Origin of the sequence: Aliihoeflea aestuarii (assembly GCF_024105665.1) — a bacterium.
Lineage (GTDB): Bacteria > Pseudomonadota > Alphaproteobacteria > Rhizobiales > Rhizobiaceae > Aliihoeflea > Aliihoeflea aestuarii.
In genome coordinates, this window is sequence record NZ_JAAAMK010000001.1 from 523,646 (window position 1) to 539,636 (window position 15,991).

The window sequence follows — 15,991 nt, forward strand, 5'->3', positions numbered from 1 at the left end:
ATCCTCCATCAATCCGCCCGGTGGCGTCGTCTTACGCTTGCCGGCCGGCCATCGATAACGAGCCGCGCATCGTTGCGTGCCTGCCGGGAAACAATTTTGCCTTTCGACACAACCGCCAGCCTGTCGGGACGCAGCCTGAGCGCTTCGATTGGATTGCCAGCGTCGAGCACGACGAGGCTCGCCATCTTTCCCGCTTCAAGACCATAATCCTCAAGACCGAGAATGGCTGCATTCTCCGTCGTCACCATGTCGAAACAGCGCCGCATATCGGCGGGGCTCGTCATCTGAGCGACGTGCAGCCCCATGAAGGCAACGTCCAGCATGTCGGCGGTGCCGAGCGGATACCACGGATCGAGCACGCAATCCTGGCCGAAGCCGACGCGGATGCCGGCCTTCAGCAGTTCGGGCACGCGCGTCATGCCCCGACGTTTTGGATAGGTGTCGTGGCGGCCCTGGATGACAATATTGATCAGCGGGTTCGGCACCACTGAGACGCCTGCTTCGGCAATCAGCGGCAGAAGCTTGGAGACGTAATAATTGTCCATCGAGTGCATGGAAGTCAGGTGCGAGCCGTTCACTTTGCCCTGCAATCCCAGCCGCTGCGCTTCATAAGCAAGTTGCTCGATATGGCGCGACATCGGGTCGTCCGTCTCGTCGCAATGCATGTCGACCATCAGGCCGCGCTCCGCCGCGATTTCGCACAGTTCCGTCACCGAGCGGGTGCCGTCGGCCATCGTGCGCTCGAAATGCGGGATGCCGCCGACCACATCGACGCCCATGTCGAGCGCACGGATAGTGTTCTGCCGGGCGGTCGGGTCGCGATAGAATCCGTCCTGCGGAAAGGCGACGAGTTGCAGGTCGAGATAGGGCGCGACGGTCTTCCTGACGTCGAGCAGCGCCTCGACGGCCAGAAGCCGGTCGTCGCAGGTATCGACATGGGTTCGGATGGCGAGCAGCCCCATCGAGACCGCCCAGTCGCAATAGGCAAGCGCGCGTTCCTTCACGGCCTCGTGCGTGAGCAGCGGCTTCAATTCGCCCCACAGGCCGATGCCCTCCAGCAGCGTTCCGGACGCGTTGATGCGCGGCGTACCGTAGGAGAGCGTCGCATCCATATGGAAATGCGGGTCGACGAAAGGCGGCGAAACGAGGTCTCCAGTGACGTCGATCACCTCGCGCGCATCGGCCTCGATGCGTGGTTCGATGGCAATTATGCGGTCGCCGCGAATGCCGATATCGGCGACGCGCCCGTCGGCAAACGTTCCGCCCTTGACGATCAGGTCGAAGTTCATGTCCCTGCCCTCAATCCGATATGGCGATCATGATCGCGTCGCGCAGATCGTCCATCCCCTCGCCCTTTTCCGACGAGGTGGCGAGCACGGCGGGAAAGGCGGCCGGTCGCCGCTTGATGCGTGAGATCGTGTCCTCGATGAGCGGGGCGATGCCCGCCGCCTTGATCTTGTCGGTCTTCGTCAGGACGACCTGATAGGACACCGCTGCCTTGTCGAGCAGGTCCATGACCTCCTCGTCGTTCTTCTTGATGCCGTGCCGCGAGTCGATCAGGAGATAGACGCGTTTCAGCGTCACGCGGCCTTTCAGATAATCGAAGACGAGCTTCGTCCAGGCGTCGACCTGGCTTTTGGGAGCCTTGGCGAAGCCATAGCCGGGCATATCGACGAGCGCCATCGGCGGCAGGTCGCCCGCCTCGCCCGAATAGCCGTCCGGCACGAAATAGTTGAGTTCCTGCGTGCGGCCGGGCGTGTTCGAGGTGCGCGCCAGCCCTTTGCGGCCAACGAGCGCGTTGATCAGCGACGACTTGCCCACATTCGAGCGCCCCGCGAAGGCGATCTCGGGAGGCCCCTCGGGCGGCAGGAACTTCATCGCGGGAACGCCGCGGATGAATATCCAGTCGTGGGGGAACGGCAGCGCCCGCGCCGCAGCTTCCGTCTCGTTCGTGGTGTCGCTCAAAACGCCATCTCCATGCCTGTGGTCGGCAGGCATTGAGCGTTCAGGCAGGCTTGTCAAGAAAAAGCCGGCGCTGGTGACAGCGCCGGCTGAAAATCCCTTACCGATCAGGGCAGGAGAACGCGGTTGACGACGTGGATGACGCCGTTCGACTGGTTGACGTCCGCAGTCGTCACCACACTGGTGGTGCCGTTTCCGTCCATGACCGCAACGCCGCGACCGGAGGGAACGACCGTCAATGCCTCGCCCTGCACGGTGGTGAGCTGCGCCTCGGCGCCGCCGGCATTCGCACGGCGAAGGAGGTCGGAACCGGTGAGCTTGCCGGGCACGACGTGGTAGGTCAGAACGGCGACGAGTTGATCCCTGTTCGCCGGCTGAAGCAGCGTATCGACCGTGCCGGCCGGCAGCATGGCGAATGCGTCATTGACCGGCGCGAAGACGGTGAACGGGCCGGGGCCGGAAAGCGTACCGGCGAGATCCGCCGCCTGAACGGCTGCAACGAGTGTCGTGTGAACCGGCGAGTTGACGGCGTTTTCGACGATATTGCGTTCGACCAGCATCGGCGCGCCGCCGACGGTCGGGTTTTCCTGCGCCATCTGTGCCATGGCCGGCGCTGCGCAAGCGATGGCCGCACTCATGGCGAGCGCCTTGATCGAGAATGATTTCATGATGCCTCTCCCGTTGGAATAAAGTGAATTTGACGGGAGGAGACACGGCACGTTGGCGAATAAGTTTCAGTCTTCACCGTTCCGTGACTGCAAAAGAAAGCCCCGCTCGGGGCGGGGCTCTTCGGTCATTCGGCTGGCTGATCTTTTTTCTTCTTTTTGAAGATCCCCGTCAGATTGTCCCAAAGCTCGATCTTGGCGCCCTGGCGTTTCATGATCAGGCCCTGCTGGAGAACGGACAGGGTGTTGTTCCAGGCCCAGTAGATCACGAGACCGGCCGGGAACGTCGCCAGCATGAAGGTGAACACGACCGGCATCCAGTTGAAGATCATTGCCTGCGTCGGATCGGGCGGCGTCGGGTTCATGCGCATCTGCAGGAACATCGTGACGCCCATGATGATCGGCCAGATGCCGATGAGCAGGAAGCCCGGCACGTCGTAGGGCAGAAGTCCGAACAGGTTGAAGATCGATGTCGGATCGGGCGCGGACAGATCGTTGATCCAGCCGAAGAACGGCGCGTGACGCATTTCGATCGTCACGTAGATCACCTTGTAGAGCGCGAAGAAGACAGGGATCTGCAAGAGGATCGGCCAGCAGCCGGCAATCGGATTGATCTTCTCTTCCTTGTAGAGCGCCATCATCTCCTGCTGCTGCTTCATCTTGTCGTCCGCGTATTTCTCGCGGATTTCCATCAGCTTCGGCTGCACCTTCTTCATGTTCGCCATCGACACGTAGGATTTGTTGGCGAGCGGGAAGAAGATCAGCTTGACGACGACGGTGGTCGCGAGGATGGCGACACCGAAATTGCCGAACAGGCGGAAGAACCAGTCGATGACGAAGAACATCGGCTTGGTGATGAAATAGAACCAGCCCCAGTCGATCAGGAGTTCGAACTGGCGGATGTTGTACGCGTCTTCATAGCCGTCGATGACGCCGACGACCTTGGCGCCCGCGAAAACGCGGCTTTCGACCGACGAGGACTGACCCGGCGCGATGGCGACCGCATCCGACAGGTAATCCGCCTGATAGCGCACCCGCCCATCGTCGAAGTAGGAATAGCGCGGCTGGAACGACTGGCCGGTCGGCGGCACGAGAGCGACGGCCCAGTATTTGTCGGTGATGCCGAGCCAGCCATCATCGCTGCGACCCGGCGTGATCTGGCGGTCCTCGGCGAGCGTCGAATAGTCGATTTCCTGAAGCCCCTCGGTGCCGGTGACGCCGATGAGACCTTCATGGAGAACGAAGATGCCTTCGATCCGCGGCGTACCGACACGCGTGATGCGGCCGTAATTCATCAGTTCGACCGGCTGCTCGCCTTCGTTGGCGACAGTGTCCGAGATGGTGAACATGTAATCGGCGTCGACCGCGATGGTGCGCGCGAAGGTCAGGCCCGCATCATTGGTATAGGTCAGCGTGACCGGGTTGTCCTGCGTGAGCTGCGGGTTGCCCTCGACGCTCCAGACCGTCTGCGGACCGGGCAGGTCACCGGCAGTCGGCTGGCCGACATAGCCGATCTCGGCATAGTAACCGTCGGACACGGCGGACGGGTTCAGGAGTTCGATGTTCGGCGAATTCGGCTCGACGGTGACGCGATAATCCTTCAGCAGGAGATCGTCGATCCGCGCGCCGGTCAGATTGATCGACCCGGACAGGCGCGGCGTATCGATCGCGATGCGGCTGGTCTCGGCGAGAGCACCCTGACGGTTCAATGGCGCGGTCGCGCCGCCACCACTTCCCGGCACGGTCGCCTGCGATCCCGCCCCCGTCGCGCTGGGTATCTCTCCATCGCCCGTCTGGCCCGGCATCGTCTGGGTCTGGACCTGTTGGGTGCGCTGCGCCTCAAGTTCGGCCGCTTCGCGCTGCGCCTCGACCCGGGGGTTCATATAGAACACCTGCCAGAGCGTGAGGATCACGATGGACAGCGCGATCGTGATGAAGAAATTGCGATTGTTTTCCATCAAGGAATCCCTATCCCCGCTTAACGAAACCGGCGGGAGAGTTCTGCCTTCAATTCATCGAACGGCGTCTTGAGCAGTTCGCGGCGACCGACGACGACATAGTCGGTGCCGGGTGTCATGTCACGCGTCGCATGGACGCGGATCGCTTCCCTGAGCCGGCGGCGTATCCGGTTGCGAACCACCGCATTGCCGACCTTCTTGGTGACGGTGAGGCCGAATCGTGGCTCACCCGCGTCGTCACGCCGCAGCGCCTCAACGAGAAAAAGCCGTCCGCGGCGCTTCTCGCCCCGGCGAACGGCCAGAAACTGGGCGCGCTTCTTCAAGCGCACCGGAGGCTTGCCATGCGGCCGGTCGGTCAATTGTCCGGCCCGGGACGCGTTCAGGCGGACAGGCGCTTGCGACCGCGCGCGCGACGAGCCGCGATTACCTTTTGACCACCATTGGTGGCCATGCGCGCACGAAAACCGTGGCGGCGCTTACGGACGAGCTTGGATGGCTGATAAGTGCGCTTCATTTATTTAATACCGCGGCGTGCGGCCCTTCTTGATAGCTGTCTCATAGGACGAGTAGCATCGGCCGGTCGCACGCGAGAAAAATCGCGCCGGAACCCTGGCCCGAGCGTGTGCCGGCTTATAGGGAGAACCCCCGCGCGAGTCAATCGGACCGCATGACACTTCGTCACAGCTAAGTGATCGGGGATCACGCACTGCTCAATTGGGCTTGAGACCCGCACGCGGGGCATTGCCCGCCCTTCTTCCCGGCACGATGTCAGGCACAATCGTCACGGAGTTCGTCTTGCGCGCCGGTATGGCCAATGCCAAAGACAGGACGGAATCATCGCAGCGCCGCGAACTCGTTGCCTCGCGCGTCCAACCCGCACGGGCAAGGAAATCCACCATGAAAACGGCCCGTTCGATCTGGCGCTTCCTGCCGCTCATCGTCATCGCAGCCGGGCTCGGCACGGCCTATGCGCTCGGCCTGCATGACTATCTGACATTCGCCGAACTTGCCGAACAAAAGGAAACGCTGGAGACGGAGGTCGCAAGGCTCGGCGTCATGGCTCCGCTTCTTTTCGGCCTCGTCTATATGATCGTTACGGCCTTCGCGCTGCCCGTCGCTGGCGTGCTGACCGTCTTCGGCGGCTTTCTGTTCGGCTGGACGACGGCTGGCGTTACCGTCGCGATATCGGCGACCATAGGCGCGACGCTCGTCTTTCTCGCCGCACGCTCGGCCGTGGGCGATGCGCTTCGCAGCCGGGTCAAGGGCCGCGTCGCGGCCCTTTCCGAAGGGTTCGAGGACAATGCCTTCTTCTATTTGCTCGTTCTTCGCATGACGCCGCTGTTTCCGTTCTTCGTCGTCAATGTCGCCCCCGCACTCTTCAAGGTGCGGTTGTCCACCTATATCGCGACCACCTTCCTCGGCATCTTGCCCGGTACCTTCACGCTCGCCTTTCTCGGACAGGGCATCGACAGCGTTCTGGACGCGACCAATGCCACCGGACGCGCCCCCACCCTCGCCGACATCGTCACGCCCCAGATCACGCTCGCGCTCACCGGCCTTGCGCTGCTTGCGGTTCTGGCGGCAGCGCTTAAAACCTACTGGACGCATCGGACGACCTCGAAAGCCTCCTCCGCAGACTGATCGGATCTCCCTCATGCCGCAGTTCCTCACGCCCGACATATGCGTCATCGGCGCCGGATCGGGAGGGTTGTCGGTCGCAGCCGCCGCAGCCACCTTCGGCGTGGAAGTCGTTCTGGTCGAGCGCGGCAAGATGGGCGGCGACTGCCTGAATTACGGCTGCGTGCCATCAAAAGCGTTGATCGCCGCTGCGAACCGCGCCGAAGCGGTGCGCCGTGCCGGCGTCTTCGGAGTGACACCCGTCGAACCCGATATCGACTTCCAGGCAGTGCAGGATCATGTGCGCGGCGTCATCGACGCGATCGCGCCCTACGATTCCGTCGAGCGCTTCGAAGGTCTCGGCGTCAAGGTGATCCAGGCCGAGGGCCGCTTTGCCGACGCGGATACGCTGATCGCCGGCGATCATCGCATTACCGCGCGCCGCTTCGTCATCGCGACGGGGTCGTCGCCATTCGTGCCGGATATTGCCGGGCTCGGCGAGGTCGATTTCCTGACCAACGAGACGATCTTCGACCTGCGCAAACCTCCGGACCATCTCGTCATTCTGGGCGGCGGTGCGGTCGGGCTCGAATTGGCTCAGGCGCACCGGCGGCTCGGTGCGCGGGTGACGGTGATCGAACGCGCAACCTGCCTTGCGCGGGAAGATTCCGAACTCGCCGCCATGGCGCTCGATGTCCTGCGCGGCGACGGCATAGACATTCGCGAGCGTCATTCGGTCGATCGGATCGAGGCATCGGGCGAAGGCATCCGTCTCGTCACACGCAGTGTCGACGGCGGCGGCGAAGCTGAAATCATGGGGTCGCACCTTCTTGTCGCGACCGGACGCCGCCCCAACCTCTTCGCCCTCGATCTCGACGCGGCGGGGGTCCGGCACGACAAGGACGGCGTCATCGTCGACGACCGGCTGCGCAGTTCGAACCGGCGCATCCATGCGATCGGCGATGCGGCGGGCGGGCCGCAATTCACGCATGTCGCGAACTATCACGCGGGCATCGTCATCCGCGCGATGCTGTTTCGTTTGCCCGCAAAGGTCGATTATGCCGCCCTGCCCCGCGCCGTGTTTCTCGATCCCGAGCTTTCGCAGATCGGCCTGACCGAGGCGGAAGCCCGCGGGCACTACCAGGATTTGCGAGTCCTGTCGTGGCCACTTGCCGAAAACGACCGCGCGCGCGCCGAACATGCGACAATTGGCCGGATCAAGCTGGTCGCCGACAGGCGCGGCCGGATCGTGGGCGTCTCGATCCTGGCCAAGGGAGCGGCCGAAATGGCCAATTTCTGGTCGCTGGCCCTGTCCAAGAAGATGAGGCTGCGCGATGTGGCCAGCTTCGTCTCGCCCTATCCCACCTATGGAGAAATTGGCAAACGGGCCGCAACGTCCTATTTTGCGGATATGGCCCGAAAGCCGTTCGTGCGATGGATCGTGCGGTTTCTTCGGACGTTCGGCTGATAGCCGCATCATTCGAGGGCAGTTCGCTTGGCGGGGACAGAGGACAATCACCAAGAAAAGCCGCGGGATACGCAACCCCGCGTTGCGCTCGGCCGCGGCCTGTCCACCAAGCTGCTTTTATTGACCATGCTCTTCGTGCTGATCGCCGAGGTGCTGATCTTCATTCCTTCCATCGCCAATTTCCGGCTGCGCTGGCTCGAGGAGAGACTGAGCAACGCGGCGGCGGTCGCCACCGTTCTCGTCGACGAGAGCGGCTCCGGTCTGTCGCGCGAATCGCAGGACGATCTGCTGGCGGCCCTTGGCGCAAAGGCCATCGCCGTGCGCGAGGAAGGCATGTCTCAACTGCTGATCGCTGCCGAAATGCCGCCTCAGGTGGATGAGCACGTCGCGCTGGCCGCACCATCCTCCCTTGCCGCTATCCGGGATGCCCTGTCGACCGCTTTTTTCGGAGGTGACCGCATCCTGCGCGTCTACGGGCCGGTCGGCGACAGCGACAAGGAGTTCGAGTTGCTCATTGCAGATGCGGGTCTGCGCGATGCAATGCTGGTCTATGCGCGCAATGTCGCGATCCTCTCGCTCATCATCTCGGCGATCACCGCAGGACTGGTCTTCTGGGCTATCAACCGCATGATGATCCGGCCAATCCGCCAGATGACCCGGTCCATGCTCGCCTTTTCGGAAAAGCCCGACGATCCGTCCCGCATCATCCAGCCCGACCGGCGCACCGACGAAATCGGAATCGCCCAGGGCGAGCTGGCGAGAATGCAGGGCGAGCTGCAACGCACCCTCGGCGAGCAGCGCCATCTGGCGGCGCTCGGCCTTGCCGTCTCCAAGATCAACCACGACATGCGCAACATGCTGGCCGCCGCACAGCTCCTGTCGGATCGCCTGCGGCTCATCGACAATCCGACCGTCCAGTCCTTCGTGCCGAAGCTCGTGCGTACGCTGGATCGCGCCATTTCCTATTCCGAAGGCGTGCTCACCTATGGCCGTACGCAGGAAGCGCCGCCGTCGCGGCGAAAGCTCAGACTGCGCCAGATGACCGAAGAGGTCGGCGAATTGCTCGGCCTTGCCCCGGACAGCGACATCGCGTTCGTCAACGATGTCGATGCTGCTATGGAAGTCGATGCCGATCCGGAACAGCTCTTCCGCGTCCTTTCCAATCTCGCGCGCAACGCCTTTCAGGCCATGCAGACGGACGATCAGGGCATGATCGTGAAACGCCTGACCATCGCGGCGCTGCGTGAAGGCACCGTCTCGAAAATCCGGGTGGAGGACACCGGGCCCGGCCTGCCCAAACGGGCGCGCGACAATCTTTTTGCCGCCTTTCGCGGCGCGGCGCGCAGCGGCGGAACGGGCCTGGGGCTTGCCGTCGCGCAGGAACTGGTCCGCGCGCATTCCGGCACGATCGAGCTCGTCGAAACGCGCGGGGGACGCACGGTGTTTGAGATTGCCATCCCCGATCAGCCGATCGCGCTCGAAACCGCCCGCAAAGCGATCCGAAAGCCGGCTTGAGGTGCCGCGACATGGCACTTGCGCAACCGTGCCATGCCGCACTTGCCCGAACGGAATGAGGCCAGCGTCGCATTTTTCTCCAAAGGCGCTTGCAATTGCCCGTTTCACTGGCTAGGTAACGGCCACTTCGGTGCCGGTTCGCCGGCTCCCGCGATCGTCCTGATCGCCGCGCGCCCGTAGCTCAGCTGGATAGAGCACCAGACTACGAATCTGGGGGTCAGAGGTTCGAATCCTTTCGGGCGCGCCATTCAACTCCTTGAAAAGACTGGACGAAACGACCCTTGTTAGGCACGCACGCCAAAGAGGGTTTGGCCGATTTTGCTGCCCAGACCAAGTGCAGACCAAGTCTGTCTCGTTTTCAGATCCTTCTTCCGCAAGTTTGTAGTACGAGATCGGTTCATGGCCCGCGTCTCCTCCCCTGCCACTACCCTTCAAAAGCCGCTCCCGCGCCGCTCTTCTGCCTTCCTACGTTGGTCCGATGGTCCGCTCATGGACAAGTGCAAGCATTCCCTGCGGTCATCCAGCTAGACCCTGCTGAATCCTTCCGTTCCTGGCTTCCAGAACGGCCGCATGGGGCGGCCGACAAGGAGGCCAGCATGGCAAAGAAGGAAGCAACACCCGCACCCAAGAACGTCCCGTCTCACGGTGTCTTCGTAGTCGATGGGGAAGGCGAAAAGGCCTACTGGACAAAGATCGGCTGCGCTTGGTCCCACAGCGACGGTAGCGGCTTCAACGTCTCCCTCTCCGCAATCCCGTTGACCGGCCGACTTGTCCTTCGCGTCCGGACTGAGAAGGAGTGACGCCATGCTCCTCACATCCCAACTCCGCACCAGGCTCCGCAGGAATGCAGGGCACCCATCGGAACGCGACCACTTCCCGGTCGTGAAGCTTTTCATACCGGACGCGAATGCGACTTGGCTCTTCACCGAGCTTGCCGCCGATCAAGATACGCTTTTCGGTCTTTGTGATCTCGGCCACGGCTCCCCCGAGCTCGGATACGCCAGCCTTGCAGAAATCTCAGCCGTTCGCGGGCCGCTTCGGCTTGCAGTCGAACGCGACCGACATTTCCGCGCCGAGAAGCCCCTGTCGGCATACGCAGCCGATGCCCAACGCGAATGCAGGATCGTCGCTTAGGCAGCGATCCACTTCCCGGCAACTCACCTTGATTTGAGGATGATACCTATTGGTGTCATCGCGATCTATGCCCGCCCGGTTTGAAATTCCTTGGGCGCAAGCATGTGCATGCGCTGCCCTTCGGGCCAGTAAATCAGGAAACAAGCATCGCCGAATTCCTTCGTATGGCATCGGAGTTCGACAGGTTCGTTCCGGACGATGGCAATACCGTTTTTCGCAGACTGATCTTTCAGTATTGCTTCTAGGTCAGGAGGGACTTCGATCATCGACATGTCCGAAAGCGGAAGCCGTCGATCGATGAAGGGGTAATCGCCATCTGGCAAATTGAAACTCATCGCCTGTCCTCTCCCCGCGCACCCCAGCATGTTGTGAATTGCCTATAAGGCGCATCGGAACAAATAAAGAACATCCATTGCTCCTTAGGACGATTGGTGCCAATCTGGCAAAAATCGACACAGCAAACGATTCGGATAGGTACGCATGCTTAGCAGGAAACAATCGGAATTCTCCAAGCTCAGGCAGAAGGCTGGAATGACAATTGAAGAGGCTGCCGATTTTCTGGAGGTTTCCCGCCGCAGTGCATATCGCTACGAGGAAGGTGGAAGGGTCCCCAAGCTGGCGCTCCGGACCCTGCGAGAACGCGCCGAAAGGCACAGGGAGGACCCTACGAATCCGAGTTTCCGGTTTATCGACCTGTTCGCAGGTATCGGCGGACTGAGGCTTGGCTTTGAATCGGCAGGCGGACGATGTGTTTTCACTTCCGAATGGGATGATGGTGCCCGCAAGACCTACTCTCTGAACTTTCGCGACAATCACGAGATCGGCGGCGATATCTGCGAATTCTCTGCAGAGCCGTCGAAGATACCGGAACATGACGTGCTTCTGGCGGGCTTCCCTTGCCAACCGTTTTCCATCGCTGGCGTGTCAAAGAAGAACTCCTTGAACCGCCCGCACGGCTTTCTATGCGATACCCAAGGAACTCTCTTCTTCGATACGGCGCAGATTATCGCTCATCATCGTCCGGCAGCCTTCGTGCTGGAAAACGTCAAAAACCTCGAACGCCACAATGGCGGACAGACGTTCGCAACGATCATGCACGCTCTGCAGGAAGAACTGGGCTACCACGTTCAGCATCGCGTCATCAGTTCGGAGCCGTGGGTTCCGCAAAAGCGGGAACGCATTTTCATCGTAGGCTTCCGCGATCCAACCGACTTTGATTTTGCTTCGCTGGAAATCCCGGATGCCAAATCTGGCCCAAAGCTCAAAGATATTCTCGAGCCGCACGACAAGGTTGATCCGAAATACACGCTGACTCCTCGTCTCTGGCAGTACCTCCAGGACTATAAGGCCAAGCATCAGGCAAAGGGCAATGGGTTCGGCTATAGCCTTTTCGGGCCAAACGATGTCTCGCGCACCCTGTCCGCCCGCTATTTTAAGGACGGATCGGAAGTTCTGATCGAGCAGCCCGGCGAGCGGCCTCGCCGCCTGACACCGTTGGAATGCGCGCGACTGATGGGCTTCGACAGGGGCGACCGCCGCTGGCGTATCGAGGTTTCGGATACGCAGGCGTATCGACAATTCGGGAATGCTGTCGTCGTTCCGGTCGTTGAGTTCGTCGCCAAGGCGATCGAGCCCTTCATCAGTCAGGCGATTACAGCTACGCAAAAGCGGCCACCAGTGCAGGATGTCGTCCCGGTCATCACGCGTCCAGGCCGCGTGTCTGTGGCGGCATAGGTTGCCTGACATAGTATCTCCGGAAGTCCGCAGTCGGATGATGGCGGGCATTCGGGGCACAAACACCAAGCCGGAATTGGTACTGAGGCGCGCCCTTCATGCTGCCGGGTTCCGCTTTAGACTGCATGATCGGGCCTTACCCGGTAAGCCCGACATCGTTTTTCCGCGATATCGGGCGGTCCTTTTCGCGCATGGGTGTTTCTGGCATGGACACGACTGCCATCTCTTTCGGCTGCCCACCACCCGGCCAGACTTCTGGGCCGCAAAGATTGCCAGAAACCGGGAGGTTGACCAGAGCGCATTGGAGTCATTGCGTCTACTCGGATGGAGGGTTGGGGTCGTTTGGGAGTGCAGTCTGAAAGGCCGCACCCGGCTCGAGTTCGATGATGTCATCGGACAATGCATCGACTGGCTGCGGGGCGAAGAGCCGATATTGGAAATCCGGGGGGAATGAATGGCTATTAAACGTGGATTTCTTTCGGAGCATTTCGAAGGGATAGCCGTCAAACGACTGGCAGCCGTCGATGCCAACCCTGAAGCATCCAATCAGCATGAGGTCACAGGGTCTGAGCCACTACTGAGAATTCTCGGCAGCAAGGATCGCAAGTTTCCCAAAGGCGGGGCCGACGATCGATTTCCCGCCACCTACATCTGGCTCGGCGGCGAGCAGGAAGCCATGTCGGAAGAAGGCTTTCTGTCTTGGTATGACTCGCGAAGGAACCAGCCCAAGCGAAGCGCGGAATGGCGGCTCTACTACCAGAGCAATGCCGTCACCGAGTTGATGAAACCAGGTGATGTCCTCTTTCTCGCGCGCAAGCCAGATGGTCATGTCCTGTTCATTGTGACGCCCGACGAAAGCACCATCCGGAACCAGTTCATCTGGCTCTTTGGATTGGACGAGCAGATCGGCATGAAATTCGAGTCGCAGGAGATCGGCGACGGCAACGATGCCGAACTGGATTTCGCCGCGAGATATATCCTCGATGAGTTGGGCATCGAATTGGAGGAGAAAGAGGCGGACAAGCTCGACCGCCTCATAGAGAAGTTCGGCCTGAAATTTCCGACGACCACCGTTCTTTCAGGTTTAGCGCGGTCCTCCCTCCCCGAAGTCAGCGCGCGTGACGATCCGGATGAGGCGCTGCTGCTTTGGATGGAACGGGAAGAACAGCTTTTCCGGCGACTGGAGCGGCGGATCGTTGCCGAGCGCATTGCCCAGGGCTTCATGCTCGATGACGGTGCCGATGTGGACGGGTTCATCGGGTTTTCGCTGAGCGTTCAGAACCGCAGGAAGTCCCGGGCCGGAGCCGCCTTGGAAAATCATATCGCCGCCGTGCTTGAGGCTAACGAAATCCGGTTTGCCCATGGTGTCGAGACAGAGAACAGGAACAAGCCAGACTTCCTGTTTCCAGGGCAGGTCGAATATCGGGATGCGGCTTTCCCGACCGCACTCCTTACAATGCTGGGCTCAAAGTCTACGGTGAAGGATCGCTGGCGTCAGGTACTTTCCGAAGCAATCCGGATCGAGCGGAAGCACCTATTAACTTTAGAGCCAGGCGTTTCCGAGCATCAGACTAACGAAATGCGCACCAAGCTGCTTCAGCTGGTTGTCCCCCGTAGGCTACATCAGACCTACAGGCCGCACCAACAGGCGTGGTTGATGGACCTATCCGCCTTCCTCGCAATAGTCACCGAAAGGGAGCGGGCGCTATAGCTTCATACTTGAACGGCCGATAACTCGTTTCATGTCTTCGCCAAACATATTCAATGGGCGGTAGAGTTCTGTACCGTTGATGTTGACCGCGTGCCTTTCCGTTTTGGCCCTTCGTACATGGCTAATGACCGCATTGTGCGTCTCTTCTGGCATGTAGATGACCGAAAAGCGCATCCGCTTGTATAAAGCCATGCGGCTTTCGGTCCAGAACTCTTCTGGCTCCTTGAAAAACCCAAAGCCGATGCCTTCGATCGCGTTGGAGGAGTATAGCAATCGCTCCCGTGCGGCCTCACTCTTGACCGAGATGACGAGGTTGGTCGGCGCGCACGGGATTAAGATGTCGCCGAAGGCCCGCAGCGCGTTCATCTTTCCTTCGTTAAGAAGCACATGCCCTGGCATTTGCCAGATGGGCCAGTTTTGCCCATCCAGTTTCATTGGCGGGATACCAACGGAGCGCAGCACTTCACTGCACAGGAATTCCATGATGGTACCGCCGTCACCCCCAGGTGCGAGGGGGGCTGGGTCAAACGCCGGACCCTTGCCCGGGTGCTGGATGAGAAAGGCGTCATGGACATTCGTTGCATCAATCCGGCATCCGAGCGTTAGCTCGCAGAAATGGACCATAGCCCTAGCGGTGGCACCTACATCAATCTGGTTGTGGAGGCATGGGCAGTGAGCCAACAGTCGCTTGAGAAGGCCTTGGTTTGGTGTGGGGACGCCCAAGTGTTTCGGAGGATTGGAAGGCTTCTTGCTGAAATTGCTGTTCAGCAAGGCGAGCAATGGGCCTTTGTCTGATGGCCTGACTCTCATCGTCGGAAGATCGATGACATCGAGCCAAGTCCCTGGCGACGGGCGCATCGGGCAATAGGGATGATGGCAGTCCATTCAACCTCGTCAGTTCGCTCTGTAACCTTTAGGCGATTCACTGACGGGTGTGTAGATCCTCTATCGGCAGGTAAAGACCTGCGTTGCTTAATCTCGACATTAGGCCGCAGCCCGCAACGTGGCCGCCTTTTTCCGTGCCGCCCGCCGCTCGACCTTCTCCGCCAGCCATTCGGCATGCAGCCGTAGCGCCGACCGCAAGTCAGATTGCGTCCGCGTCGTCATCGCCCGGAACGCCTCCGTCGCCTCCAGCGCCTCGATTTCCAAAGCCAAGCTGGTGAACGTCTTTCCCCCCAGCAGTCGCCGCGCCCGGTTGCATTGGCTTTTCGTATTCCACGACGACTGAGCCGATCGCCCGCAAGAACGCCGCAACCATTGCAGGAAACCCCCTTCGATAGTTGGGATCGTTTCCCCCGCCTGCCTCGCGAGGATCACACCACCGACGGCCTCCGCCAGAGGAGCCGGGACGGCGTTTGCGATCATCTGGTGGATGTTCCTGTCCGTGCCAACAGGCCACACCCAGTTTTCAGGGAAGCCCTGAATCCGAGCAAGCTGATCACGGGTGAGAACGGCAGCTTCTGTTGCGGGTATAGGATCGTCTGGATGCGGTGAATTCAGATATCGCGGTCGGGGTCGTTCAGCCGCCGTTCGCATCACCGAGGGAAAAGGCTCATCGACGCTCCGGACACCTCGACCATCACGGAACGGGCGAGAATAGACATACCTCTCTGGCAAATCGAGAGCGTCGCTGATGACCGTCTGGCGATCCGATCGTGCAGACACCAAGGCCGACGCCAGAAAATCATCACGCTCCCCGAGTCGCCCGACCACAAACAGACGTTTTCTTGTTTGTGGCACTCCGTACCAGCTTGCGTCGAGAACGGATTCCGTCAGGCCATAACCAGCAGCCTTCATCATTGCCCGGGCATCGGCCCATGCCTTCGATTTCCGCGCTTGCCTGACATTCTCCATCACGAACCACTGCGGCCGTGCGATGCTCAAATACATCGCAAACGCCCGCGTCATGCTCGCGTTCTCGCCTTCGATCTTCTTCCCGGCTACACTGTAGTCTTGGCATGGCGGACCACCGATGATGATGTCCGGTTGAAGTGCTGCCAGCATCGGCCCGACCGTGAACACATCTTTGAGATCGTGGAGCCACGCATGCTTGCCAACATTGGCTCGATAATTGGCGACGGCAGGCTCCCACGCATCATACGCTTGCACCAAATCGAATCCGGCTCGCTGGAAACCCAGCGACATCCCGCCCGCGCCGCAGAATAGCTCAATCGTTCTCATGATTCCCCCGTGCCATCGCATAAGGGAAAAATCCGTTAAGTGCTGC

The 15,991-nt window shown here is 60.7% G+C and carries 17 protein-coding genes and 1 tRNA gene; 9 read left to right on the top strand and 9 right to left on the bottom strand.

Features of this window, described 5'->3' with window-relative positions:
* Positions 1-8: 8 nt before the first annotated feature.
* The 6 genes from GTW25_RS02575 to rpmH all read right to left on the bottom strand — a co-directional run bounded on the left by GTW25_RS02575 (position 9) and on the right by rpmH (position 5,099).
* Positions 9-1,289, bottom strand: a complete 1,281-nt coding sequence (locus tag GTW25_RS02575; protein ID WP_252910407.1) for an amidohydrolase family protein — start codon at positions 1,287-1,289, stop codon at positions 9-11.
* Between the two features lie 10 nt (positions 1,290-1,299).
* On the bottom strand, positions 1,300-1,965 hold the full coding sequence (gene yihA / locus GTW25_RS02580) for a ribosome biogenesis GTP-binding protein YihA/YsxC (protein WP_252910408.1): 666 nt from the start codon (positions 1,963-1,965) through the stop codon (positions 1,300-1,302).
* 104 nt (positions 1,966-2,069) lie between these two features.
* Entirely contained in the window at positions 2,070-2,630 is a 561-nt protein-coding gene (locus GTW25_RS02585) for a fasciclin domain-containing protein (RefSeq protein ID WP_252910409.1), read from the bottom strand.
* 125 nt (positions 2,631-2,755) lie between these two features.
* Positions 2,756-4,585, bottom strand: a complete 1,830-nt coding sequence (gene yidC / locus GTW25_RS02590) for a membrane protein insertase YidC (protein WP_252910410.1) — start codon at positions 4,583-4,585, stop codon at positions 2,756-2,758.
* 20 nt (positions 4,586-4,605) lie between these two features.
* Complete coding sequence (gene rnpA, locus GTW25_RS02595) at positions 4,606-4,944, bottom strand: ribonuclease P protein component (RefSeq protein WP_252910411.1); 339 nt, start codon at positions 4,942-4,944, stop codon at positions 4,606-4,608.
* Positions 4,945-4,964: 20 nt separating this feature from the next.
* A complete protein-coding gene (gene rpmH, locus GTW25_RS02600; protein ID WP_252910412.1) occupies positions 4,965-5,099 on the bottom strand; it encodes a 50S ribosomal protein L34 in 135 nt (44 codons plus the stop codon).
* Between the two features lie 383 nt (positions 5,100-5,482).
* On the opposite strand from rpmH, the gene GTW25_RS02605 reads away from it, so the two are divergent.
* From GTW25_RS02605 to GTW25_RS02630, 6 genes are all read left to right on the top strand, one after another.
* Positions 5,483-6,226, top strand: coding sequence for a TVP38/TMEM64 family protein (locus tag GTW25_RS02605; protein WP_252910413.1), 744 nt, complete (start codon positions 5,483-5,485; stop codon positions 6,224-6,226).
* A gap of 13 nt (positions 6,227-6,239) precedes the next feature.
* On the top strand, positions 6,240-7,670 hold the full coding sequence (locus GTW25_RS02610) for a dihydrolipoyl dehydrogenase family protein (RefSeq protein ID WP_252910414.1): 1,431 nt from the start codon (positions 6,240-6,242) through the stop codon (positions 7,668-7,670).
* A 27-nt stretch (positions 7,671-7,697) separates the two neighbouring features.
* Positions 7,698-9,185 carry a sensor histidine kinase gene (locus GTW25_RS02615; protein WP_252910415.1) on the top strand — a complete coding sequence of 496 codons (1,488 nt, stop codon included), beginning with the start codon at positions 7,698-7,700 and terminating at the stop codon, positions 9,183-9,185.
* A 170-nt stretch (positions 9,186-9,355) separates the two neighbouring features.
* Positions 9,356-9,432, top strand: a tRNA-Arg gene (locus tag GTW25_RS02620).
* Positions 9,433-9,781: 349 nt separating this feature from the next.
* Positions 9,782-9,985: a hypothetical protein gene (locus GTW25_RS02625; protein ID WP_252910416.1), complete on the top strand. Its 204-nt coding sequence runs from the start codon at positions 9,782-9,784 to the stop codon at positions 9,983-9,985.
* Between the two features lie 4 nt (positions 9,986-9,989).
* Entirely contained in the window at positions 9,990-10,319 is a 330-nt protein-coding gene (locus GTW25_RS02630) for a DUF2958 domain-containing protein (RefSeq protein ID WP_252910417.1), read from the top strand.
* Positions 10,320-10,384: 65 nt separating this feature from the next.
* Here the strand turns inward: GTW25_RS02630 and GTW25_RS02635 are convergent, their stop codons facing one another.
* Positions 10,385-10,654, bottom strand: coding sequence for a hypothetical protein (locus GTW25_RS02635; protein ID WP_252910418.1), 270 nt, complete (start codon positions 10,652-10,654; stop codon positions 10,385-10,387).
* 145 nt (positions 10,655-10,799) lie between these two features.
* Between GTW25_RS02635 and dcm the strand changes: the two genes are divergently transcribed.
* From dcm to GTW25_RS02650, 3 genes are read left to right on the top strand one after another with little or no spacing between them, the layout of a single operon-like run.
* The gene (gene dcm / locus GTW25_RS02640) at positions 10,800-12,053 is read left to right on the top strand and encodes a DNA (cytosine-5-)-methyltransferase (protein ID WP_290127854.1); all 1,254 of its coding nucleotides are present in this window, start codon (positions 10,800-10,802) and stop codon (positions 12,051-12,053) included.
* Positions 12,004-12,507, top strand: coding sequence for a very short patch repair endonuclease (locus GTW25_RS02645; RefSeq protein WP_290127855.1), 504 nt, complete (start codon positions 12,004-12,006; stop codon positions 12,505-12,507). Before dcm ends, GTW25_RS02645 begins: the two co-directional genes overlap by 50 nt.
* A complete protein-coding gene (locus GTW25_RS02650) occupies positions 12,508-13,764 on the top strand; it encodes a type II restriction endonuclease (protein WP_252910419.1) in 1,257 nt (418 codons plus the stop codon).
* Here GTW25_RS02650 and GTW25_RS02655 read toward each other — a convergent pair.
* Both GTW25_RS02655 and GTW25_RS02660 read right to left on the bottom strand, forming a co-directional pair.
* Entirely contained in the window at positions 13,759-14,649 is an 891-nt protein-coding gene (locus GTW25_RS02655) for a hypothetical protein (RefSeq protein WP_252910420.1), read from the bottom strand. The genes GTW25_RS02650 and GTW25_RS02655 overlap by 6 nt on opposite strands.
* A 99-nt stretch (positions 14,650-14,748) precedes the next feature.
* Positions 14,749-15,945, bottom strand: coding sequence for a DNA cytosine methyltransferase (locus GTW25_RS02660; protein ID WP_252910421.1), 1,197 nt, complete (start codon positions 15,943-15,945; stop codon positions 14,749-14,751).
* Positions 15,946-15,991 lie beyond the last annotated feature (46 nt).

Coding starts and splice junctions, on each gene's coding strand:
- GTW25_RS02660 (WP_252910421.1), bottom strand. CDS start 15,945: ATGAGAACGATTGAGCTATTCTGCGGCGCGGGCGGGATGTCGCTGGGT.
- GTW25_RS02585 (WP_252910409.1), bottom strand. CDS start 2,630: ATGAAATCATTCTCGATCAAGGCGCTCGCCATGAGTGCGGCCATCGCT.
- GTW25_RS02645 (WP_290127855.1), top strand. CDS start 12,004: ATGTCGTCCCGGTCATCACGCGTCCAGGCCGCGTGTCTGTGGCGGCAT.
- yidC (WP_252910410.1), bottom strand. CDS start 4,585: ATGGAAAACAATCGCAATTTCTTCATCACGATCGCGCTGTCCATCGTG.
- rpmH (WP_252910412.1), bottom strand. CDS start 5,099: ATGAAGCGCACTTATCAGCCATCCAAGCTCGTCCGTAAGCGCCGCCAC.
- GTW25_RS02625 (WP_252910416.1), top strand. CDS start 9,782: ATGGCAAAGAAGGAAGCAACACCCGCACCCAAGAACGTCCCGTCTCAC.
- GTW25_RS02655 (WP_252910420.1), bottom strand. CDS start 14,649: ATGGACTGCCATCATCCCTATTGCCCGATGCGCCCGTCGCCAGGGACT.
- GTW25_RS02635 (WP_252910418.1), bottom strand. CDS start 10,654: ATGAGTTTCAATTTGCCAGATGGCGATTACCCCTTCATCGATCGACGG.
- GTW25_RS02575 (WP_252910407.1), bottom strand. CDS start 1,289: ATGAACTTCGACCTGATCGTCAAGGGCGGAACGTTTGCCGACGGGCGC.
- GTW25_RS02610 (WP_252910414.1), top strand. CDS start 6,240: ATGCCGCAGTTCCTCACGCCCGACATATGCGTCATCGGCGCCGGATCG.
- dcm (WP_290127854.1), top strand. CDS start 10,800: ATGCTTAGCAGGAAACAATCGGAATTCTCCAAGCTCAGGCAGAAGGCT.
- GTW25_RS02650 (WP_252910419.1), top strand. CDS start 12,508: ATGGCTATTAAACGTGGATTTCTTTCGGAGCATTTCGAAGGGATAGCC.
- GTW25_RS02605 (WP_252910413.1), top strand. CDS start 5,483: ATGAAAACGGCCCGTTCGATCTGGCGCTTCCTGCCGCTCATCGTCATC.
- GTW25_RS02630 (WP_252910417.1), top strand. CDS start 9,990: ATGCTCCTCACATCCCAACTCCGCACCAGGCTCCGCAGGAATGCAGGG.